Origin of the sequence: Thermobispora bispora DSM 43833 (genome assembly GCF_000092645.1) — a bacterium.
Taxonomy (GTDB): domain Bacteria; phylum Actinomycetota; class Actinomycetes; order Streptosporangiales; family Streptosporangiaceae; genus Thermobispora; species Thermobispora bispora.
In genome coordinates this window covers 2,940,846-2,961,113 of record NC_014165.1, presented here as the reverse complement: position 1 = coordinate 2,961,113, position 20,268 = coordinate 2,940,846, and the positions used below count along the sequence as shown (strand labels likewise).

Genomic DNA, 20,268 nt, shown 5'->3' with positions numbered 1-20,268 from the left:
GGGTGCGCCGCGCACCGCACCGCCGGGAGACCGGGCGGCTTCCGCGGGAGCCCGTCCGCCCGGAGATCAGCGCGGCGCCCGCCGCCGCGCCGCGGTTCCGGACCGTGGCGCCGGCACCCTGCCCCAGGCGGCGAGAAGGCGGGTCTGCTGGTCGGCGTCCTCGGGCACGTTCACGGGCTCCGCGATCAGTCCCGTCTCCTGGTAGTCCTCCCGCGTCCGCTCGAACCACTCCGCGCAGGACGCCACGAGCTCGGGATCGAGCCGTTCGGAGGCCCCGATCGCGTGGGCGAGATCCCAGGTGTGGATCAGCGCGTCCGCGAATAATTCGCTGATGTACTCCCTGCCCGGCACGTCGCCGAAGGGGAGGTGGGCGACCCTGGTGAGCGCGCCCTCCGCGTAGACCGCCTCGACCGCGTTCTGCGCCGACACCTCGAACGCCTTGATCGGGTCATCGCCGAGCACGTCCTCCTCGTACATCCCGGCGATGTCGGTGATCCGCCGGCCCGCCAGCAGCTCGGGCGCGAGCAGGTTCTCGTTCACCAGGTGGTTCACCAGCTCCCGCACGTCCCAGTCGACGCAGGGGGTGGGGAGCTCCCACTGATCATCCCGTACGAGGTGGAGCCGTTCGCCGAAATCGTGCAACGCCCGCCGGTAAGCGTCGCGAATATCGATCATCTCCCCCTCCTCGGTAAGGAGCCTCCCAACTCGAACGTAACTCTTTCCCCTGCCGGTCTCGCGGCTACGGCGAAGGAGGCGAGCGCCGCTCCCGGCGGGGGAGAGAGCGCGGCTTCCGGTGGAGGGGGAGGGCGAGGTGGAACCCCGGATGCCGCGCCGGCGGCACGGCGGTGTCCGGCCCCGGCCGATGCGGCGGGCCGTACCGGGGCCGGAACCGCGCTCCGGGCAGGCCGCCGCGGAGGCGCTCCTCCCGGCCTGGGCCGGATGCCGACCGGCGCGGAGCGCCCGCGGACCGGGGCCCGGCCACGGGCGGCCCGCGCTCATCCGGTGGCCGGAGCGGCAGGCCGCCCCGGCGCGTCAGCCGTACGTGGGCGGGACGAGATCGACGCCCGGAACCTGGCTGAAGTAGAACATCTCAACGTGGCGCCTGGCGATCCCCCACCGCCCGTCCCGGCGCTCATACCGGTCGGTGTACGTGGCCGCCACGATCTGCATCACGTCCTGCGGGTCGGCCGCCCCGGTGCAGTTGACGTCGCACACCCCCTCGGCGTGGTCGTCGTCGAGGAAGCGCACCACGAGGTTGGTGGTCCAGTGGTGCGTCTCCCGCCACGCCGGCCAGATCAGGTCGGTGAGGGCGCGCTTGATCTCCGCCTTGCCGGCGAAATTCCCGAACGGCGGGCCGATCTCCCAAACCGCGTCCTCGTGCCAGATATCGAGGAAACGGTCGAGATCCCGTTTATCCACGCCGTGGCAGTAATCCGACACCAGATCGCCGATCGCGAACCGGCTTTCGATCCGGTCGAGACGCCGTTCGATCGTCAGTTCCGCAGCGGACATGGTCTTCTCCCGACTTCGCCGAATCAATGGCCGATCGCCCGCGCCGGCCGTACGGAAGGAACATGCCGGCCGTACGGAATGGAATGGCGGGGCGGAATGGCGCGGACGATCCCCCGGAATTCACGGCCGGGCTCAACGGTCGCCGGACGGCCCGGTACCGGCCCCCGCGCGCGGGGCCGTGGTCCCGCCGAAGGTGGCGAGCAGCCCGCCGTCCACGGGCACGATCGCACCGGTCATGTAGGTGGCGCGCGCGACCCAGCAGATCACCTCGGCGATCTCGCTCTCGGCGGCGGCCCGGCCCAGGGGGATCGCGTCCACGATGCGCTGCCGGGCGCGCGCCGAGAGCTGCGAGGTCATCTCGGTGTCGACGAGACCGGGGATGACCAGGTTGGCGCGCACCCCGCGGGGCGCGAGCTCCACCGCGAGCACCTGGGTGAGGCCGCTCAGCCCGGCCTTGGACGCGGCGTACGCCGCATCGCCCGGGAAACCGCGCAGCCCCACCACGGCCCCGACGTTGACGATGCTGGCGCCCTCGCCCAGCAGCGGGAGCAACTGGCGGGTGACCTCGAGCGGGCCGGTCAGGTTGGTCGCGAGCACCGCGTCCCAGTCCTCCCGCGGCAGCCGGGAGACCTTCCCGCCGCGGTGCAGCCCGGCGTTGTTGACCAGCACATCGACCCGGCCGCACCGCTCCTCGATCACCCGCGCCGCCTCGTCGAGCGACCGGGGGTCGGTCACGTCGGCCGCCAGGGCGAGCACGCGGTCCGCGTGCCCGGCCGGCCAGCCCTCCGGATCCGGTTTGCGGGAGAGCGCGACCACCCGGTCGCCGTCCCGCAGCACGCGCTCGGCCACGGCCCGGCCGATCCCCCGCGAAGCCCCGGTCACCACCCACGTCGCCACGCCTGAGCACCACCTTCCTTCGAATCCGCACACCGTGCCGAAGCCCAGGAGACGCCGTGCCGCCCACCCGGCGCGGGGGCGGCACGGCGGGACGCGGGCTCAGCCGTCCAGTCCGTTGAGGAAGGCGAGCAGCTCACTCCGGTACTTCTCGCCCTCCTCCAGGAAGGGGGCGTGGCCGGTCTCCTCGAACGCGACGAGCCGCGCCTTGGGGAACATCCCGGCCGACGTCTTGATCGCGTCGAACGGGACGAAGGTGTCGTGCCGGCCGGCGAGGAGCAGCACCGGCACGTCGAGCGTGGCGATGGTCTCGCGCTGGTCGACCCGGCCGAGGTCGCGCAGCGACTCATCCGCGCGCGGGCCCGCCTCCAGGAACATCAGCCACATCCAGTCGACCGTCGCCTGGCCGACGTCCGTGTGGCACACCGCTCCGGCCACGCCCTTGAGCACCTCGGCCCGGTTGCCGCCGATCGCGGCCAGCGTCGCCTCCAGGTCGGCGGGCGACCCGCCGTACGGCCAGTCCTCGCATGACGTGTAGCGGGGGGTGGCGCCGCCGGTGAGCACCAGCCCGCCGAGGTTCGCCCCCAGCTTGGCGGCCGCGTCGACCACGACCGCGCCGCCCAGCGACCAGCCGTTGAGCACCGGTTTCCGCAGCCCGAGCGCCTCGACCACCCGGACCACGTCGGAGCCGAGCGCGTCGATGCTCACGTCGGCGAAGTCCTTGTCCGAGCGCCCGCAGCAACGCTGGTCGATCACCACGACCTCGTTGCCGTTGGCGAGGAGCGCGGGCAGCACGGTGTCCCAGCACCGCCCGGTCACGCCCCAGCCGTGGACGAGGACCACCGGCCGCCCCGGCCCCGCGTGGTGCTCGTAGTAGATGCGCCGCGAGTCCTCGACTTCCAAGTAGGCCATGATGGCTCCCCTCTGCCGGCCACCCAGCGGGTTGTGGGAATGAATCGGTCACTGCCGCGCGGCCACGACGCCCTCGTCGCGGAGGGCCCGCGGGACCACGGGCTCCAGGTCCTTGAAGTGCGGCATCACCCGCTCGGCGAACAGCCGGAGCGAGTTCATCACCTTCTCGTGCTCCAGGCCGCCGAACCGCATCCAGCAGATCAGGTGCTGCAGGCCCATCTCATCGTGCAGCGCCTTGATCTCCTCGACCAGGCCCTCCGGGGTGCCGACGTAGACGATGCCGCCCTCGCGCAGGCCGTCGACGGTGAGCCCGCCGGCCTCCTTCGCGGCCTTGGCCAGCTCGGCGTACCGCTCGTAGCTCTTCGGCACGTTGGCGCCCTGCGGCACCAGGTCCATGACCGTCTTGAAGTACCAGCCGAAGGCCTTCTCGGTGTTGGCGAGCGCCTCCTCGTCGGACTCGGCGAGGTGGATCTGCCAGTTCATCGGGAAGTCGAGGGAGAGTGGATCCCGCCCCTGCGCGATGAGCCGGCGCTTGGCGTCGACCACGAACTCCTTCAGCTCCGGCAGGGTCATCAGCGTCGGCGTGACGAGCATGTTGTAGCCCTGCTCGGCGACGAGCTTGAACGTCTCCGGGCTGATCGACGCGATGTAGATCGGCGGGTGCGGCTTCTGCACCGGATGGGGCCGGATGTCGACGTCCTCGAGCGTGAAGTGCTTGCCGTGGTAGGAGAAGGTCTCGCCCGGGCTCTTGGTCCACAGGCCGCGGATGATCTCCAGCGACTCGTTGAAGATCTCGCGGCTCACCGCCTGCTTGTCGCCCTTCCCCATGTTGCGGAACTCAGCGGGCTGGTAGCCGCGGCCAACGCCGAAGTCGAGCCGGCCGCCGGACATGACGTCGATCATCGCGTAGTCCTCGGCGACCCGGACCGGCCAGTCGAACGTGATGATGCTGGCCGCGAGGCCGATGCGCATCCGCTCGGTGCGCTGGGCGATGGCGGCCGCGGTGACCTGCGGCGAGGGCATGGTGCCGTAGTCGGTGCCGTGGTGCTCGGCCAGCCAGACCTCGTCGAAGCCGAGGCTCTCCGCGTACTCGATCTGCTCGAACATCTCCTTGTACGCCCGCTGGTAGTCGTGGTCCGGGCATTCGAGCACGTAGAAAACGCCGAACTTCACCTCGGGCTCCTTTCAGGGGGTTCGCGGATAGGACCGACCATAGTTCTCGAATTCGGCGTGTCCAGATCGGCGGATTTCCGTTTCTGTAGAGGAATACAAAGCCGCTTCGGCCGGGTACGGCCGGCGCACGGCGAGCCGATGACCGGGGCGGGGAAAGACGGCGATGCGCGGCGGTGGTGAAAGACGGCTTCGGGCCGCGGAGAAAGGCGGACGGGAACCGGCGCCCGTGCAAAGCGGTCCGGGGAAAAGGAACCGGCGAAGGCACGGCCGGAATTCCCGATGAGCGGACCGGGGGGAATTCCGCGCGTTCTCCGCCCGGAAAGGGAAGAGGCCGGTGGCGCCGGAACCCACCCCCGGAAATCGGCGCCACCGGCCCGGACCGCGGGGAGGTCAGGCGCGGCCCGGCGCGGTGCCCGCCGTGGCGGACGGCGCGCCCGCCACGGCGGAGCGCGCGTCCTCCTCCGCGAGGGCGGCGAGCCGGGCCCGGACCTGGGGGATCACCCGGGTGGCGAGGTACTCGATGCGCTCGCACCCGCTCTCGATCGGCTCACCCGGGAGCTGCGCCCAGAAGTGCAGGTCCTTGATCTGCGGCCGGCTGCGGATCAGCTCGGTCAGCTCCCGGACGGCGGTGTCCGCGTCCCACAACCGGTACGCGCCGGCCGCGATGATCTGGTCCCGGTTCTCGAACCGCGGCGTGGACTCCGGCGGGCCGAAGGCGCCCCAGGAGACGTACTCGTTGAGCTGGTAGAGGGCGTGGTCGCCGATCCGCGCCCACGTGCGCTCCGGATCCTCCGCGATGATCGCCCACTGGCCGGCGTAGATCCGGGCCTCCGCCACCGGTTTGCCGAGCCGGGCCACCGCCTCCAGGTAGGTCTCCTGGTGCTGGTTCTGGGTGCTGAGGAACCCGTCCGCGATGCGGGCCGCCCGCTCGATCGCGCGCGGCTGCATGGCGCCCACGAGCAGCGGCGGCCGCTGCTCGGGGACCGGCGTGATCGGCAGGTCCGGGAAGGTGAACCGCTTGCCGGTGAACGGCTCACGGGACCCCGACCACGCCCGGCGGATGAGCGCCACCCCCTCCTCGAGCAGGCTCGGGCGGTACCGCAGCTCCCGGCCGAACGCGGCGAACTCGGTCTGCCAGTAGCCCTGGCCGACGCCCAGACGGAACCGGCCCCCGGTGAGCAGCGACAGCGTCGCGGCGTCCTCGGCGATGCGCACCGGGTTGTGCAGGGGCAGCACGATGAGGTTGGTGCCGATCGTCATCCGGGTGGTGCGCTGCCCGATCGCCGCCGCCAGCACCAGCGGGGAGGGCGTGTAGCCGTCGTCGCAGAAGTGATGCTCGGTGAGCCACACCGACTCCAGACCGAGGCTCTCCGCCCAGGTGATCTGGTCGAGCGTCTCCCGGCACATGTCGGTGAAGGACCGGCGCCATCGCTCCGGGTTGCGGAAGTCGTACCACAGGCCGAAGGTCGGCTGGTCAGCGGCCATGGCGTTCTCCTCGGGGATCGACGTTGCCGGTCTCCATTACCCCGGCCCGGCCCGCCGCCGGGCCATCCCCGCGCGCCCGGCGGTCTGTCGACTCGTCCAACCGGCCGGCGCCGCCTCGCCTCCGGCCGTACGGCCGGCGCCGCACCGTGCGCCGCAGGTCGTCCGGGTGCCGCGCGCCGGTGCGCCTCAGGTCGTTCGTCGCCGCCGCTGCCGCCCAGGGGCGCTCAGCCTCTGCCGTCCCCGGGCGATCAGCCGCTGCCCTGTCCTCCCGGGCGCTCAGCCGCCGTGCCGTCCACCTCGGCCGGCGCCGCGCCGTCCCGCCCGGCCCGCTCAGCCGGTGGCCGGCCGCGCCGCCGTCTGCCACTCGCAGTGCGCCGCGATCGCGGTGCCGGTCTCGTCCAGCCACCCCTTGCGCGCCGCGTACTCGAGCATCGCCTGGAACCGCTCCGGCCAGCCGTCGTCCACCCGGCCGCGGGCCAGGCGGCGCACCGTCTCGACCTCGATGTACGCCTGATCGCGGCTGACGAGCCGGCCGAACCCCGAGCCGGTGAGCGCGCGGCGCAGCGCCTCCTCGTCGCCGTCCCCTTCGACCGCGACGTGGAACCGCGTGCAGTCCGCGGGCTCCTCCAGGGTGACCGCGGCGGGGTCCTCCTGCATGCGGACGAGCACGTACATGTGGCCTCCTCCCTCACTCCGGCCGCCGGGCGCCCCCGGCGATGGTCACAGCCCCGCGATGCACGCCGCCTCCTCCAGGAGCCGGGGGACGTCCCGCTCCAGCGCGGCGGCGTACTCGGTGTTCAGCCGCCCGCTGACGTGCTGCGCGTAGGCCCCCTCGACGATGGCGGCCAGCTTCCAGAACGCCAGGCACATGTAGTAGTCGAGCCGCTCGATCGACCGGCCGGTGAGCTCGGCGTACTCCGCGGCGAGCTCCTCCCGCGACGGCGCCCCCGGGGCCCGGGAGACCGCCTGGATGCGCGGCATGGCGCACTCCTGGATCGGCCGCGGCCCCCAGAAGGCGAGCGCGAGCCCGAGGTCGAGCAGGGGATCGCCGACCGTGGCCATCTCCCAGTCGATGATCGCGAGCAGCCGCGGCTCGTGCGCGGAGAACAGGCAGTTGTCGAGGTGGAAGTCGCCGTGCATCAGCGTGGGCGGCTGCTCCTCGGGCCGGTTCCGCTCCAGCCAGGCGGCGATCTCCTCGAACAGCGGCAGCGGGCGGACCCGGTAGCGGTCGAGCTGGGCCCGCCACCGGCCGACCTGCCGGGCCAGGAAGCCCTGCGGGCGGCCGAAGCCCTCCAGGCCGGCCGCGCGCCAGTCGACCCGGTGGAGGGTGGCGAGCGCCCGCACCATGCCCCGGCCGAGCTCGCCCACCGCGTCCGGGGCGCCGGCGTAGGCCGGGGGCAGCCGGTCGGTCAGCGACACGCCGTCCGCGATGAACTCCATGAGGAGGAACGGCGCGCCGATCACCTCCGGATCGGCGCAGTACGCCACCGGGCGGGGCGCGGGCACGTCGGTGCGCGCCAGCGCGCGGAGCAGCCGGTGCTCGCGGCCCATGTCGTGCGCGGACGGGGCGAGCGGGTCGCGCGGCGGGCGGCGCAGCACGAACCGCCGGTCACCCGCGGACACGAGGACGGTCTCGTTGGAGTTGCCGCCGGTGAGAGGGGTGAGCGACACCCGGTCGGCGGGCAGGCCGAGCCGGTCGCGCAGCCACGAGGCGAGCCGCTCCGGCTCGGTGGCGGTTCCGGCGGCGCCGGGGTGGGCGTTCGCGGTCACATGTTCTCCGTGAGCAGCTCGAGCTGGGCCTGGAACCGCCGCAGGGCGGCCTCGCGGCGCGTGGGCACGTGCTCGGTGGGCACCTCGACCGGCTGGTACCGGCGGAGCAGGAGCTTGGCCACGGTGACCCGGTGCACCTCGTCGGGCCCGTCGTAGATGCGGGCGGCGCGCGACCAGCGGTACATCTGCTCCAGCGGCATGTCGGTGGAGAAGCCCAGGGAGCCGTGCACCTGCAGCGCCTTGTCGATCACGTCGTGCATGACCGCGGCCCCGAAGTACTTGATCATCGAGATGTCGAGGCGGGCGTTGGAGGCCCCGTACCTGTCGATCCGCCACGCCGCCTGCAGGGTCAGCAGGCGCGCCGCCTCCATCTGGGCCGCGCAGTCCGCCACCCAGTTCTGGATGGTCTGCTTGTCGGCCAGGCGGCTGCCGTGGACGCTCACGCTCACCGCACGCTCGCAGAGCATGTCGAACGCCCGGCGGGAGACCCCGAGCCAGCGCATCGCGTGGTGGATGCGGCCCGGGCCGAGCCGCTTCTGCGCCAGCACGAACCCCTCACCGCGTCCGCCGAGCAGGTTCTCGCGGGGCACCCGGACGTCCTCGTAGAACACTTCGCAGTGGGACCAGAGCGGGTGCCGGCCGTCCGGGGCGTGCATGTTCCCGAGCTCGCGCATCCGGATGCCCGGTGTCGACGTCGGCACGATGAGCATGGACATGCGGTGGTGCGGGTCGGCCTCGGGCTCGGTCACGGCCATGACGATGTGGAAGTCCGCGCGCGACGCGTTGCCGACGAACCACTTGTGCCCGTTGATGACCCACTCGTCGCCCTCGAGCCGCGCCGAGGTGGTGAGCTGCTTCGGGTCCGAACCCGTGCCCGGCTCGGTCATCGCGTACGCGCTGAGCAGCTCGCCCTCGAGCAGCGGGTACAGCCAGCGCTCCTTCTGCTCGGGCGTCCCCGCCAGGGCGAGCAGCTCGGCGTTCCCCGAGTCCGGGGCGTGGTTGCCGAACACGAACGGCGCCAGGTCACTGGCTCCGAGGATCTCGTGGAGCAGGGCGAGCTTGACCTGGCCGAACCCTTGCCCGCCCAGCTCGGGGCCGAGGTGCGCGGCCCACAGCCCTTGCTCCTTCACCTGCTGCTGCAGGGGACGGGCGAGCCGGCGGAACGTGTGGTGGTCGAGATCGAGGGTCTCGAGCGGATAGATCTCCTCGCGGACGAACTCGCGCACCCAGGCGAGCTTCTTCTCGAACTCGGGCTCGGTGGAGAAGTCCCACGCCATCGGACGACCCTTTCAGCAGGCCGCCTCAGCGGCGGCCGGTCAGCGAGACGGACTGCGGGAGGAGCGAGCGGAAACCGCGGTTGTGGTAGACGAGCGGCTTGCCCTCTCCGGCGACGGCCTCCTCGACCTCGCCGATGAGGATCGTGTGGTCGCCGCCGTCATACCGCGCGTGGGTACGGCAGAGCACCACGCCGAGCGCGTCGAGCACGACGGGCAGCGGGGGAGCGCCGAACCCGCGGAACAGGCCGCCGGCGAACTTGTCGGCGCCCTTGGTGGCGAAGCGCACCGCCAGCTCGCGGTGGTGCAGCCGCAGGATGCTGACGGCGAACCGCTCCGCGCGCAGGAAGACCGGGTGGCAGTCCGCCCGCTTGTCGAGGCAGACCAGCACCAGCGGCGGATCCATGGAGAGCGAGCAGAACGCGCTCGCGGTGAACCCCCAGGACACACCCGCCTCGTCGACCGTGGTGACGATCGTGACGCCGCTCGCGAAGCGGCTCATGGTCTCCCGGAATGCCACCGTGTCGAGTTCGATGGATGCCTGGGCCGTCATGGTGTCCTCCAAGCACCGGCAGGGGCCGGTTCGGTCGGGGGAATGCGGAAGAGGCGACCGGTTCGGCGGTGTCCCGTGCGGGCCGCCGGCGGGCGATCCACCGGGGCGGGTGCGGGCTCACCGGGGCCGGTACCGGGAGACCGGGCCGCGGCCGCCTCGGTACGGCCGGCCCCGCCCCCGGCGGTCGTCCCGGGAGGCGCGGCGGGCCGTGCGGGGCAGGGTGGTCAGGGGGTGCCGGCGGACGGACCATGGCCGCGTCCGCCTGGGCCGCCGAGCGGCGCCCGGTCCGCCGGGCCGCCCGCTCGCCAAGCCCGCGGAGCGCGGCCGACCGGTGGGGCGGACCGGGGGTACGGGGGCCTCGGCGTGATCCGGTCCACCGCGGCCCGGTGCTCGCGGGGGACCGCGGAGCGGCCGGCCGGGAACGCCGCCGTGGCGGCCGCCCGGGCCGCGTGCGGGCGCACCGTGGCCGGTGCCGTACCGCCCGGAGGGTGTTCGCTGGCCATACTCGTTCGTCCCATCGGCAGGTCACGGATTCACCGGGAAAACGGGGAGATTCCGTATCCGGCACCCGCAACATAACCGCGGCAATTCGGCCCGGAAAGCGGCCGTGGAACCGGTGCTTGTGGATTTCCACAGCGATCGCGTGCCGGTACGGCGAAACGCGCCGGTACGGCCGGGCCGTACCGGCCCTGGGGTGCGGGGAGTGCGCCCGAGCGGGATTCGCGCGCCGGAAAACCGGGTAAAGAATTCGGATTTCGCCGTCTCCCTGTCATCGCCGGGCTCCGGGCGGGCCGCGCGGCGGACCGCTTGTATCGCGGGCCGGTCCGGGGCAGGCGCCCGGGGCGGGTGCTCACCGGCTCCTGCGACGACACCACCCGGCGACTGCGGGCACCCCACGGTCATGGAGGCCGCCGACCCGGACGAATCAGGTCTTCGCAAGGAGTGCTTCGGCCCGAGCACGGCCGGGCACGCCTGCGACGACGCCGGTCATGAGCCGGCGCTCGGAAGACCGGCCGATGGCGGCCGTGGATGGGCCGGCCGTCATCGGTGGGAGAGCGGTGCGTCACCCGCCGGCGGGCGGCGCCGCACGGCGCGGCGGCATCCGGTGCGGCGAACTCGCAAGCACATACGACGCCGACCGGCAATCCAGCTCTGTGTCACCATTCGCCGGAATTTTGACGTGAATTGTAGGAGTCGACAGTGGTTCTTCCATCGGCGCCGGGTGCGTGTCACGATCGCTGGCAACACAGCCAGGGTCACCGACGCCGGAGTGTGCCGTGATCGCCGTCTCCACACCGTTCACCACTCACCCGAGCGATCGTGATGCGCCCGGGCCCGCGTGATTCGCGCGTGCCCACTCCCACAGTCAGTGCAGCGGCCTTGTCGGCGACGGGCGTCGAGCTCGAAGGGTGGTGGTCATGCACGTTCCTGCGCCCATTGTGGCCGTACCGTGGCAGGGAGAGACCGAGCCGTGTGGGGAAGGGCAGCGGGACGCCGCCTGGCGGCCCCGGCCCGCCCACTGGAACGAGGTGCTGGAGGTCTTCAAGGAGGTCGCGGTCCATGCGACCACTTCGGCCGACCTGAACGAGATCCTCACCGTGATCGGCAGCCGGTTGTGCCACCTCCTCGGGGTCAAACGGTGCTCGGTCTACCTGCGCCGGGACGACGGGAAGTTCCAGGGCGCCGCGGGGTGGAGCGCCACCGAGGGGGACATCGGCGACAAGATCCGCATCCTGGTCTCCGGCATCGAGGGAGACCGGTTCACCCAGGACATCGTCGAATCACGGTCCGCGGTGCTCGTGGTCAACGCCCAGCAGGACCCCCGGACCATCCACAAGACCATGGTGCGCTGGCGGGTCCGGGACATGCTCGGCGTCCCGCTGGTCGTCGCCGGCGAGGTCATCGGCATCATCTACGTCGACAACGAGCAGGACCCGCACGTCTACGACCCCGTCCAGATCGAGGTGGCCGAGCTCTTCGGCAGCCTGGCCGCGCTGGTCGTGCAGCAGGCCGTGCTGCACAACAGGCTCCGGGCCCAGGCCATCCAGCTCACCCGGCAGAAGCGCACGCTGGAGCACCTCACCAACGTCCACGAGCAGCTCGTCCGCGCCGTGCTCGAGGGCGCGGACCTCAACCGGGCGGTGCAGATGCTCAGCGGGCTGCTCAACCGGCCTGTGGTCCTCTACAACCCCCGGTTCGACGTCATGGCCTGGGCCGCGCCACCGGGCATGGCCATGCAGAGCGCGCCGGTCATCCCCGAGCGGGTCCTGAAGATGCCGTCCGTCGCCGCGGTCATCAACGAGCTCAACGCGGACCGCCCGTCCGCGATCATCCCGCCCACGCTCGCCGTCGGCCTCGGCAGCCGGCACCTGCTCTGCGTCCTGATGACCGAGGGCCGCCCGGCCGGCTACCTCGGCGTGGTGGAGATCGGGCGCGCCATCACCGACCTGGACACCAAGATCGCCGAGCAGGGGGCGGTCGTGATGGCCCTGCAGGTCCTCTCCGAGCGCCGCCAGATCGAGGCGGAGGGCCAGGCCCGGGAGGACTTCCTCAGCGACCTGCTCCGCGGCACCCGCGACGAGGAGCAGCTCATGCGCCGGGCGCCGCAGTTCGGGATCGACCTGCGCAGCCCGTACGTCCTGGTCAGGTTCTGCTACGCGGACGGCCAGCCCGCCACGCCCCGGACCGCCCGGCGCGCCGTCCTCGCCCGGGCCCTGGGGCGCGGCCTCGGCATGCCGGAGCCTCCGGTGATCGGGGTCCCCGGCTCGGACATCGCCCTGGTCCGGCTCACCGGTGGCTCCGAGCCGGCCGCGCTGCGGCGCGTGCGCCGGCGCCTCGAGGCGCTGCTGCGCGAGCTCAGCGCCAAGTTCAAGATCGAGAAGGTCCTGGTCTCCAGTGTGTGCCGCCGGGTCGGCGACTTCCCGCTCGCGCACCGCGAGATCCGGGAGCTGGAGGAGCTCACCACGGCCTTCAACTGGTCCAGGGGGCTGCTCTTCGCCGACGACCTCGGCCTGTTCCGCCTGATCGTGAACAGCAACCGGCTCAAGGAGGCGGTGCGCTTCGCCACCGACTTCGTCCGCCCGCTGGCCCGGTACGACGAGAGCACCGGCGGGCAGCTCGTCGAGACCCTCCGCGCCTACGTGCAGGCCGAAGGCCAGGTGCGGGGCGCCGCGGAGCTGCTGGGCGTGCACGAGAACACCATCCGCTACCGCCTGGCGAAGATGCGCGAGATGGGGTCGCTCGACCCGCACCGGATGGACATGCTCCTCACCGCCCGCCTGGCGTTCCAGATCCTCGACTTCGCCTCGGGCGGGCCGCTGGGCCAGGCGTCGGGGCCGGCCGTACCCGCCGCCGGGTCCCAGGTTGTGTGACCCCACAAGCCCGCGGCCGGCGGCACCTGGCCGAGCCACCGCGCCGATCCTTACCTTCGAGCCACGCGGGGCCGGGGCCGGTACGGGCGCGCGTCAGCCGTACCGCCCCTGACGCCCCGCCGGAGCACCGGTGCGCGGCCGACGGTCCACTGCTAGCGACGTGGGGCTGGTGAACATGCCTGAGTACCCGCTCGTCCTCACCAAGTTCCTGCTGAGGGCCCGCGACTTCTTCCCCGGAAAGGAGATCGTCTCGTACGGGGACGAGGTCGTGCGGTACACCTACGCCGACTACGCCCAGCGGGTCCACCGGCTGGCCGGCGCGCTCACCGAGCTGGGCGTGGGCCGGGGCGACCGCGTGGCCACGTTCGCGTGGAACCACCACCGCCATCTCGAGCTCTACTTCGCGGTGCCCGCGGTGGGCGCCGTGCTCCACACCCTCAACATCCGGCTGTCCCAGGACGACATCGGCTACATCCTCGACCACGCGGGCGACCGGGTGGTGTTCGTGGATGAGAGCCTCCTCCCGCAGATCCGCCCGGTCCTCGACGCGCGCCCGGCGATCAAGGTCGTGGTGATGCGGGACCGGCCGGGGGACGGCCCCGACGGGTACCCCGGCTACGAGGAGCTGCTCGCGCGGGCCCGCCCCGTGACGGAGTTCCCCCCGACCGCGGAGGAGGAGCTCGCCGTGCTCTGCTACACCTCCGGCACGACCGGCAGGCCCAAGGGCGTCCCCTACACCCACCGGACGCTCTTCCTGCACACCTTCGCGGCCTGCCTCGCCGACGGGCACGCGATCTCGGAGCGGGACACCGTGCTGCACGTCGTGCCGATGTTCCACGCCAACGCGTGGGGCGTCCCGTTCGCCGCGACCATGGTGGGCGCCAAGCAGGTGCTCCCCGGGGCGCGCCCCACGCCGGAGCGGATCGCCGAGCTGATCGAGCGCGAGGGCGTCACCTACACCGGGATGGTGCCCACGGTCGCCGCGGACCTGCTGCGGCACGTCAAGGAGACCGGGCGCCGGGTCTCCACGCTGCGGGCGCTCGTGCTCGGCGGGTCGCCGCCGTCCCCCGCGCTGGTCCGTGAGCTGGAGCAGGTGCTCAAGGTCCCGGTCTACCAGGGCTGGGGCATGACCGAGCTGTCGCCCATGGCGTCGTACGGCCGGATCACCGCGGGCGAGGACGACGGCGCGGCCGACATCACCCAGGGCCGCCTGCTGCCCGGGCTGGAGTGGAAGCTGCTCGACGACGCCGACCGGGAGCTCCCCTGGGACGGCACCTCCCGGGGCGAGCTCGTCATCCGGGGTCCGTGGGCCGCGACCCGCTACTACCGCGACGAGTCGCCGGAGTCGTTCTGGAACGGCTGGCTGCGCACCGGCGACATCGCCACCATCGACCCCGCGGGCCGGCTGCGCATCGTGGACCGCAAGAAGGATCTGATCAAGAGCGGTGGCGAGTGGATCAGCCCCGCCGACCTCGAGGCCGCGCTGCTGGAGCACCCGGAGGTGGGGGAGGCGGCCGTCGTCGGGGTCCAGCACCCGCGGTGGCAGGAGCGGCCGGTCGCGCTCGTCGTCCCGCGGGAGGGGCACCGCGTCGACGAGGAGGCGCTGCGGCGGAGCCTGGCCGACCGGTTCGCCCGCTGGTGGCAGCCCGACCGGATCCTCGTGGTGGACGAGCTCCCGCGCACCGGCGTAGGGAAGATCGACAAACGCGCCTTGCGCCGGCGGTACGCGCGGATCCTCCTCGATGAGCGGCCCGGGTGAGGGCGTGACACCGGTGACCCGTGGTACCGCCCGGCCGGCGTGCGGCGCGGCCTGCCGGTGATCCGCGGCATGGCCCGGGCCCTGTGACCGCGGCGCCGCTCGGCCGACGTGGGCATGGCCCTTGGCGGGTGGTCTGTGGCCTGGCCTGGGCCGGTGAGCTCGCGGCGTCACCCGGGTGATCCGCCGAGCGGGCTGATCTCGCGGAGCGGCCGGCCGGTCCCGTTGCGGCGGGCCGGCCGCCGGGTTCCTCCACCGCCTGCGAACGTATCGCGACCGGCCTGCCCCGCCGGTTGCGTGCCCGCGGGCCGGCGCGGGGCGTCCGATCCGCCCCCGGTACGGCGATGCACGATGCGTTCGCGTTGGAGAACTCGACAATCGAGTTGAAAATTGAATAATCCTTTTTCTCTACCCTGAACATATGACTGAATTGCGGCTCACCGGCGATATCGGCACACAAAGGTTTCCCATCGTGGAATTCGATATCTCCCGGCTCGTATCCTGGCTCGATGAGAATCTGCCGGGTTTCGGGCGAATCCAGGTCGGGCGGATCAACGCTGGCCATTCCAATCTCACGTACCGGGTCAGCCGGGAGGGGCATGACCGAGCCTGGATCCTGCGCCGGCCGCCGCAGGGGGAACTCCTGCCGACCTCCCACGACGTGCTCCGCGAGTACCGCGTGCTGCGCATCCTCGGCGAAGGCGCCCACCGGGTCCGGGTGCCCCGGGTCGTCGCGGCCTGCGAGGACCCCGGCGTCATCGGCGTGCCGTTCTATCTCATGGAGGAGGTCCCCGGCATCGTGGTGCGCGACCGGATGCCGTCCTGGCTCGGCTCGCCCGGCCAGGCCGACTGGCTCGCCGGCGAGGTCATCGACGCGCTCGCCGAGGTGCACACCGCGCCCTGCGAGGCGCTGATCGCGGCCCGGCTGGGCCGCCCGCACGGGTACCTCGGGCGGCAGCTCGACCGGTGGCGGGCGCAGTGGCACGGCAGATCCCGGCTCACCGGCGACCCGGCGGCCGCACCCCGGGACCTGGCCGACTTCCACGTCGTCGCCGACTGGCTCGCCCGGAACATCCCCGAGGAGCAGCCGCCCGCCGTGGTGCACGGGGACTACAAGCTCGACAACCTGGTGGTGTCGCGCGACGCCGACGGCGCGCCCCGGGTGGCGGCGGTCCTCGACTGGGAGATGGCGACGACCGGGGATCCCCGTGCGGACCTCGGCTACCTGCTCGCGCTCTGGCCGCAGCCGGGTGAGCCCACGCCCGTGCCGAACCTGGTCCCGGAGTGCGACGTCCTGCCGGACCGGGCCGTGCTGGCCGAGCGGTGGCAGGAGGCCACCGGCCGCCGGGCCGACGCGCTCCCGTGGTTCATCACGCTCGCCCTGTGGAAGCTCGCCACCGTGCTGGAGATGAGCTACACGCGCTGGATCAGCGGGACGGCGGACGACGGCTTCTTCGCGGAGATGGAGACCACGGTCCCGCGGCTGCTCGCCCGCGCCCGCGCCACCTGCGGGGCCTGAGCCCACGCTCCCGGACGGGGGTGGCCGGGCGGGCTCGCATAGAGTCGGATCCAGGGGGCATCGCCGTACGCGGCCGACCAGGGGGTGTGCCATGGCCGCTCGACTGGATCACACCATCGTCCACAGCACCGACCGGTTCGCCTCCGCCCGGTTCCTCACCGATCTGCTCGGTGCTCCTGAGCCCGGTGCCTTCGGCCCGTTCGCCACGGTACGGCTCGCCAACGGGGTCACGATCGACTACGCGGACTCGCTCGTCGACCCGGACCGGATCGTGCCGCAGCACTTGGCGTTCCTCGTCAGCGATGACGAGTTCGACCGGATCCACCGGCGGATCGTCTCCCGTGGCCTGCCGTACTGGGCGGATCCTCACCACCGGGAGCCCCAGCGGATCAACCACCGGTTCCACGGGAGAGGGCTCTACGTCGACGACCCGGACGGCCACTCGCTCGAGTTCCTCACCCACCCGTACGTCGCGGAGGACGAGGGCGGGGAGGACGCGGGCGGCTGAGCCGGCCGTACCGGTGGGCGCGGGCGTGCCGCCCGGGCGGCCGCCTGACGCGTGCCTCGCGGCCCGGCTGCGGAGAAAGGCATGGGTGGGCCCGGCAACAGAGAGAGGGAGAAGAAGAACGTCGTGGTGCCGGGCTCGGTGATCGCGGGCCCGGGAGTGTGGCCGCGGTGGGGCGGCCACCGTGTGACGTGGACGGCCGCGGCACCCGGCGCACCGCATGGCAGTCGGGGCGACAGGATTTGAACCTGCGACTTCTTGCACCCAAAGCAAGCGCGCTACCAAGCTGCGCCACGCCCCGGAGCACCGAGTACGCAAGCGCCCGGTCAGTCCGGTACGCTTACGCCCTGGCAGCCGGATGAAGTCTAGTAGAGACGGAAACCGGCCGCATGCGGACGTAGCTCAATGGTAGAGCCCCAGTCTTCCAAACTGGTGACGCGGGTTCGATTCCCGTCGTCCGCTCTAATGACAAAAGGCCAGGTCAGAGCCCATGCGGGCGGCCTGGCCTTCGTGCTTTCACCCCCTGTTTTCGATCTTCCGTGCCATTTGCGTGCCAAATCGGTTGGCGATCTTCGGCTCGGCGGCGGCCTTGAAGGCCTGCCCGAGGGCCTGGGCGATCACCTTGTCCCGCTCGTGGATCGCGTGCATATAGCTCTGCGCGGCCCGGGGTGAGGAGTGACCCCATGCTGGCCATCGGTTCCTTGAGGCCGGCGCCGCTGTAGTAGCGGTGGGTGTGCTCCTCGCGGAGGCTTCCAGGTTCGTGCCGTGCCCGGCAACGAGCGCGACGGCGCGCAAGAGCAACGCCAGAGCGGTCCGCTGGCTGGCGGTGTCCGTCTGACCTGGGCTGTTACCACTTTCCCTACGTCTTCAAGGGCGAGCCGCCTACGGCGGCCCGCCTTCGCGCGCCGGTCGGCGCTGGCCAGGCATGCGGCTCTTCGGCCGGTCCCGGCCAGCGCCGCCTGCGCGCTCCGACCACTGACGGCGATCGCTCTTGGCTTCGATGAGGCAAACCAGAAAGCCAGAACTAGATTCCCGAGCTAAGCCTCACGTCGAGCGGCTATTGACTCCACGATCGTGCGGGCTCACCAGAGCGAGACCGGAGCCGCCGAGAAAGGTGGAACCCGAGCCAGCACGAACCCGAGGACCACGCCCAGGGGTGGATCGACGTACATGATCCATCTGACCTACGACGGGACCGGCTGTCCGCTAACGGTGGTCCTCACCTGGAGCAACCGCAACGACCACACCAGCCTTCTAAGCGGTCTTGGCTCCGTCCGGGCTCCTCGGCCTGAGTCGGGACGCCCCCCTACATCTACCGGAATATCTGTGACGAGATACTGATAACCCCGGATATCAGTTATCGAATTGCCATGAATAGCTCCTATCGCTAGCATGATCGACCACCGTGCCGGAGGGCACGCAGTAGCTCCGGGAGGCTTCTGTTGATCGCAGGCAGGAGGTGGCCAGTGCCCGACATGCACGTGGACGGGATACTGCCCATCTCCATGCCCGAGATCGCGGAACTCGCTGGCGTGCACCGCCCGGTCGTAACCACGTGGCGTCGCCGCTACCGTGATTTCCCTGCGCCCATCGGCGGCGACGCCAGCCGCCCATTGTTCGACGCACGCCAGGTCGTCGACTGGCTCGTCGAAACCGGTCGCGCGGAGCGCGGCCAGATCGAGGCCGACCTGGGGCTCTACCTGCTCGGCTGCCTCGGCGCGAAGATGCCGGCGAAGGACCTGGTGGCCGCGGCCACGGCGCTGATCTGCCTGCGCCACCTCGACGACGAACTGCTCCAGGAGTACTCGATCGCCCAGCTCAAGGAGCGGGCGGCGGAAGCGGACCCGCAGGATGCGCTCCTGCTGTCAGAGATTCGGGCGCTCCCGGACGACGCCGGATGGCTCGCCTCGGTGGTCGACGAACTGATCGAGGCCGCGTGGGGGTGCCGCCAGGCGTTCGAACGGTTGCTGGCCGTCCGGGGGCGGCTCAACGTCGCGGACCTCTACCTCGACGCGGTCACCCCCGAACTGGCCCGCCTGATCGCGGGCCTGTCCGGCGCCCGCGAGCACGCCGAGGAGTTCGGGACGGTACGGGTGGCCGACCCCGCGGCGAGAGCCGGTGACCTGCTGGTCGCGGTGCTCGGGCAGCTCAGCGAAGACAGCTTCCCCGTGTTCACCGGGGCCGAGCCGGACCCCTTCCTGGCCAGGATCGCCCGCCGCCGGCTGGTCGTCCACGGGATTCCGCCGCACGACATCGACATCCGCTGCCCGGGCGATCCGCCGCTGCCAGCCGACGTGCTTGTCACCCGCCTGCCGTACGTTCCTCTGGAGGAACGCCCCCAGGAGAACCCGCTGGCCACGGTGAAAGAGTTGACCGACGGTCTCGCCCCCGGCCAGACCACCGTGGTGCTCGGCCCCGCCGACGTCCTGGTCGACGGCCTCCCGCCGTACCGGCCCGCCGCCCGGACCCGGAACGAGCTGCTGGCCAGCGGCCGGGTGGAGGCGGTGATCCACCTGCCCGGTGGCCTGGTGCCGTTCCGGCCCGGCTACCAGACCGCGCTGTGGGTGCTGCGCCGGGAGGAGCCCTCACCCTGGCAGGGGCGCGTGCTGCTCGCCGACGTCTCCGACCGGGCGCTCACCGACGACGTGGTGGAGACCCTGATCTGGGACGTGGTCACCTGGCGGCGGGACGGGTACCAGCCGAACGACCACAGCCGGGCCATCGCCGTACAGGTCGCGGTCTCCAGCCTGACCTCCTCCCGGGTGCGACTGACGGCCCGGCGTCCGCCTGCCATCCGCGAGGTCGCCGCCAAGGAGACGATCGCGCGGGTGTACGACCTGGAGTCCGAACTGCACCGGATCGCCGATCCGCAAGCCGTCTCCCGCCCTCAGGTACGCAGCGGCCTGGCCGTTCGAGAGTCGGGATCGCCGGTGCCGACAGCCGCCATCGGCGCTTTGGTCAAGACCCAGCGGCTGATCATGGTGAAGGGGACCCGACTGGCGGCCAGCGACGTCATCCCGGACGGGCAGCACGCCGTGCTCGGCGCGCCCGAGATCGCGGGCGCGTCGCCGGTGGGCGCCCGTACCGTGGACCGCGCCGTGCTGGCCGAGAAGTACCCGCGGGCCCGGCTCACCGAGCCCGGCGACGTGATCGTGACCATGTCGCCGCGCTTCGGCGTGCACGTGGACCACGACGGGTTCTCCGTGGTCGAGTTCCCGGCCCGGATCCTGCGCATCCCGGAACAGGAACGCCAGCAGCTCACCCCACGGGTCCTCGCCGCGCTCCTGGCCGCCGGCCACGCAGGAACCCGAGCGGCGGGAGCGGTCCGCCCGGCCTCGCGGCTGGATGAGCTCTGCATCCCGCTGCTGCCGCCCGCCGAGGTGCGGCGACTCGACGAACTGCTCGCCGTGGCGGACGAGCGCCGCCGGCTCGCTCGCCGCGAAATCGACCTGCTCGACGAGGTGTGCCGCATCACCGCCGCGGGCCTCAGCAACGGAACCCTGACCATCGCATCGACACCGATCACGGATCAGTGAGAAGGAGC

At 72.0% G+C, this 20,268-nt stretch carries 17 protein-coding genes and 2 tRNA genes; 7 read left to right on the top strand and 12 right to left on the bottom strand.

Annotated elements, in window-relative coordinates; translation table 11 throughout:
• Positions 1-66 precede the first annotated feature (66 nt).
• From TBIS_RS12515 to TBIS_RS12470, 10 genes are all read right to left on the bottom strand, one after another.
• A complete protein-coding gene (locus TBIS_RS12515; RefSeq protein WP_013132761.1) occupies positions 67-675 on the bottom strand; it encodes a TIGR03086 family metal-binding protein in 609 nt (202 codons plus the stop codon).
• Between the two features lie 357 nt (positions 676-1,032).
• Positions 1,033-1,512 (bottom strand): nuclear transport factor 2 family protein, encoded by a 480-nt coding sequence (locus TBIS_RS12510; protein ID WP_013132760.1) that lies wholly within the window; start codon positions 1,510-1,512, stop codon positions 1,033-1,035.
• Between the two features lie 132 nt (positions 1,513-1,644).
• On the bottom strand, positions 1,645-2,409 hold the full coding sequence (locus TBIS_RS12505; RefSeq protein ID WP_013132759.1) for an SDR family oxidoreductase: 765 nt from the start codon (positions 2,407-2,409) through the stop codon (positions 1,645-1,647).
• 99 nt (positions 2,410-2,508) lie between these two features.
• Positions 2,509-3,318 carry an alpha/beta fold hydrolase gene (locus tag TBIS_RS12500; protein WP_013132758.1) on the bottom strand — a complete coding sequence of 270 codons (810 nt, stop codon included), beginning with the start codon at positions 3,316-3,318 and terminating at the stop codon, positions 2,509-2,511.
• Between the two features lie 48 nt (positions 3,319-3,366).
• Entirely contained in the window at positions 3,367-4,491 is a 1,125-nt protein-coding gene (locus TBIS_RS12495; protein WP_013132757.1) for an LLM class flavin-dependent oxidoreductase, read from the bottom strand.
• Positions 4,492-4,881: 390 nt separating this feature from the next.
• Positions 4,882-5,976 (bottom strand): LLM class flavin-dependent oxidoreductase, encoded by a 1,095-nt coding sequence (locus TBIS_RS12490; protein WP_013132756.1) that lies wholly within the window; start codon positions 5,974-5,976, stop codon positions 4,882-4,884.
• 330 nt (positions 5,977-6,306) lie between these two features.
• The gene (locus TBIS_RS12485) at positions 6,307-6,651 is read right to left on the bottom strand and encodes a hypothetical protein (protein WP_013132755.1); all 345 of its coding nucleotides are present in this window, start codon (positions 6,649-6,651) and stop codon (positions 6,307-6,309) included.
• 45 nt (positions 6,652-6,696) lie between these two features.
• Entirely contained in the window at positions 6,697-7,746 is a 1,050-nt protein-coding gene (locus tag TBIS_RS12480; protein WP_013132754.1) for a phosphotransferase family protein, read from the bottom strand.
• Positions 7,743-9,023 carry an acyl-CoA dehydrogenase family protein gene (locus TBIS_RS12475; RefSeq protein ID WP_013132753.1) on the bottom strand — a complete coding sequence of 427 codons (1,281 nt, stop codon included), beginning with the start codon at positions 9,021-9,023 and terminating at the stop codon, positions 7,743-7,745. Before TBIS_RS12475 ends, TBIS_RS12480 begins: the two co-directional genes overlap by 4 nt.
• Positions 9,024-9,048: 25 nt before the next feature.
• Positions 9,049-9,573: a flavin reductase family protein gene (locus tag TBIS_RS12470; protein WP_013132752.1), complete on the bottom strand. Its 525-nt coding sequence runs from the start codon at positions 9,571-9,573 to the stop codon at positions 9,049-9,051.
• Between the two features lie 1,418 nt (positions 9,574-10,991).
• Here TBIS_RS12470 and TBIS_RS12465 point away from each other — a divergent pair.
• From TBIS_RS12465 to TBIS_RS12450, 4 genes are all read left to right on the top strand, one after another.
• Positions 10,992-12,944 carry a helix-turn-helix domain-containing protein gene (locus TBIS_RS12465; RefSeq protein ID WP_013132751.1) on the top strand — a complete coding sequence of 651 codons (1,953 nt, stop codon included), beginning with the start codon at positions 10,992-10,994 and terminating at the stop codon, positions 12,942-12,944.
• Between the two features lie 175 nt (positions 12,945-13,119).
• Entirely contained in the window at positions 13,120-14,703 is a 1,584-nt protein-coding gene (locus tag TBIS_RS12460; RefSeq protein ID WP_013132750.1) for a long-chain fatty acid--CoA ligase, read from the top strand.
• Between the two features lie 469 nt (positions 14,704-15,172).
• Entirely contained in the window at positions 15,173-16,219 is a 1,047-nt protein-coding gene (locus TBIS_RS12455; protein ID WP_050760523.1) for a phosphotransferase family protein, read from the top strand.
• A gap of 91 nt (positions 16,220-16,310) precedes the next feature.
• Positions 16,311-16,727, top strand: coding sequence for a VOC family protein (locus TBIS_RS12450; protein WP_013132748.1), 417 nt, complete (start codon positions 16,311-16,313; stop codon positions 16,725-16,727).
• A 224-nt stretch (positions 16,728-16,951) separates the two neighbouring features.
• On the opposite strand, the gene TBIS_RS12445 is transcribed toward TBIS_RS12450, so the two are convergent.
• Positions 16,952-17,025, bottom strand: a tRNA-Pro gene (locus tag TBIS_RS12445).
• Positions 17,026-17,115: 90 nt separating this feature from the next.
• Here TBIS_RS12445 and TBIS_RS12440 point away from each other — a divergent pair.
• Positions 17,116-17,186 (top strand) — tRNA-Gly (locus TBIS_RS12440).
• A gap of 54 nt (positions 17,187-17,240) precedes the next feature.
• On the opposite strand, the gene TBIS_RS20105 is transcribed toward TBIS_RS12440, so the two are convergent.
• Positions 17,241-17,372 (bottom strand): hypothetical protein, encoded by a 132-nt coding sequence (locus TBIS_RS20105; RefSeq protein WP_013132747.1) that lies wholly within the window; start codon positions 17,370-17,372, stop codon positions 17,241-17,243.
• A 411-nt stretch (positions 17,373-17,783) separates the two neighbouring features.
• Between TBIS_RS20105 and TBIS_RS20240 the strand changes: the two genes are divergently transcribed.
• Positions 17,784-18,065: a transposase gene (locus TBIS_RS20240; protein WP_148231684.1), complete on the top strand. Its 282-nt coding sequence runs from the start codon at positions 17,784-17,786 to the stop codon at positions 18,063-18,065.
• Positions 18,066-18,337: 272 nt separating this feature from the next.
• Positions 18,338-20,260, top strand: coding sequence for a DNA methyltransferase family protein (locus TBIS_RS12435; protein WP_050760522.1), 1,923 nt, complete (start codon positions 18,338-18,340; stop codon positions 20,258-20,260).
• The last annotated feature ends 8 nt before the right edge of the window (positions 20,261-20,268 follow it).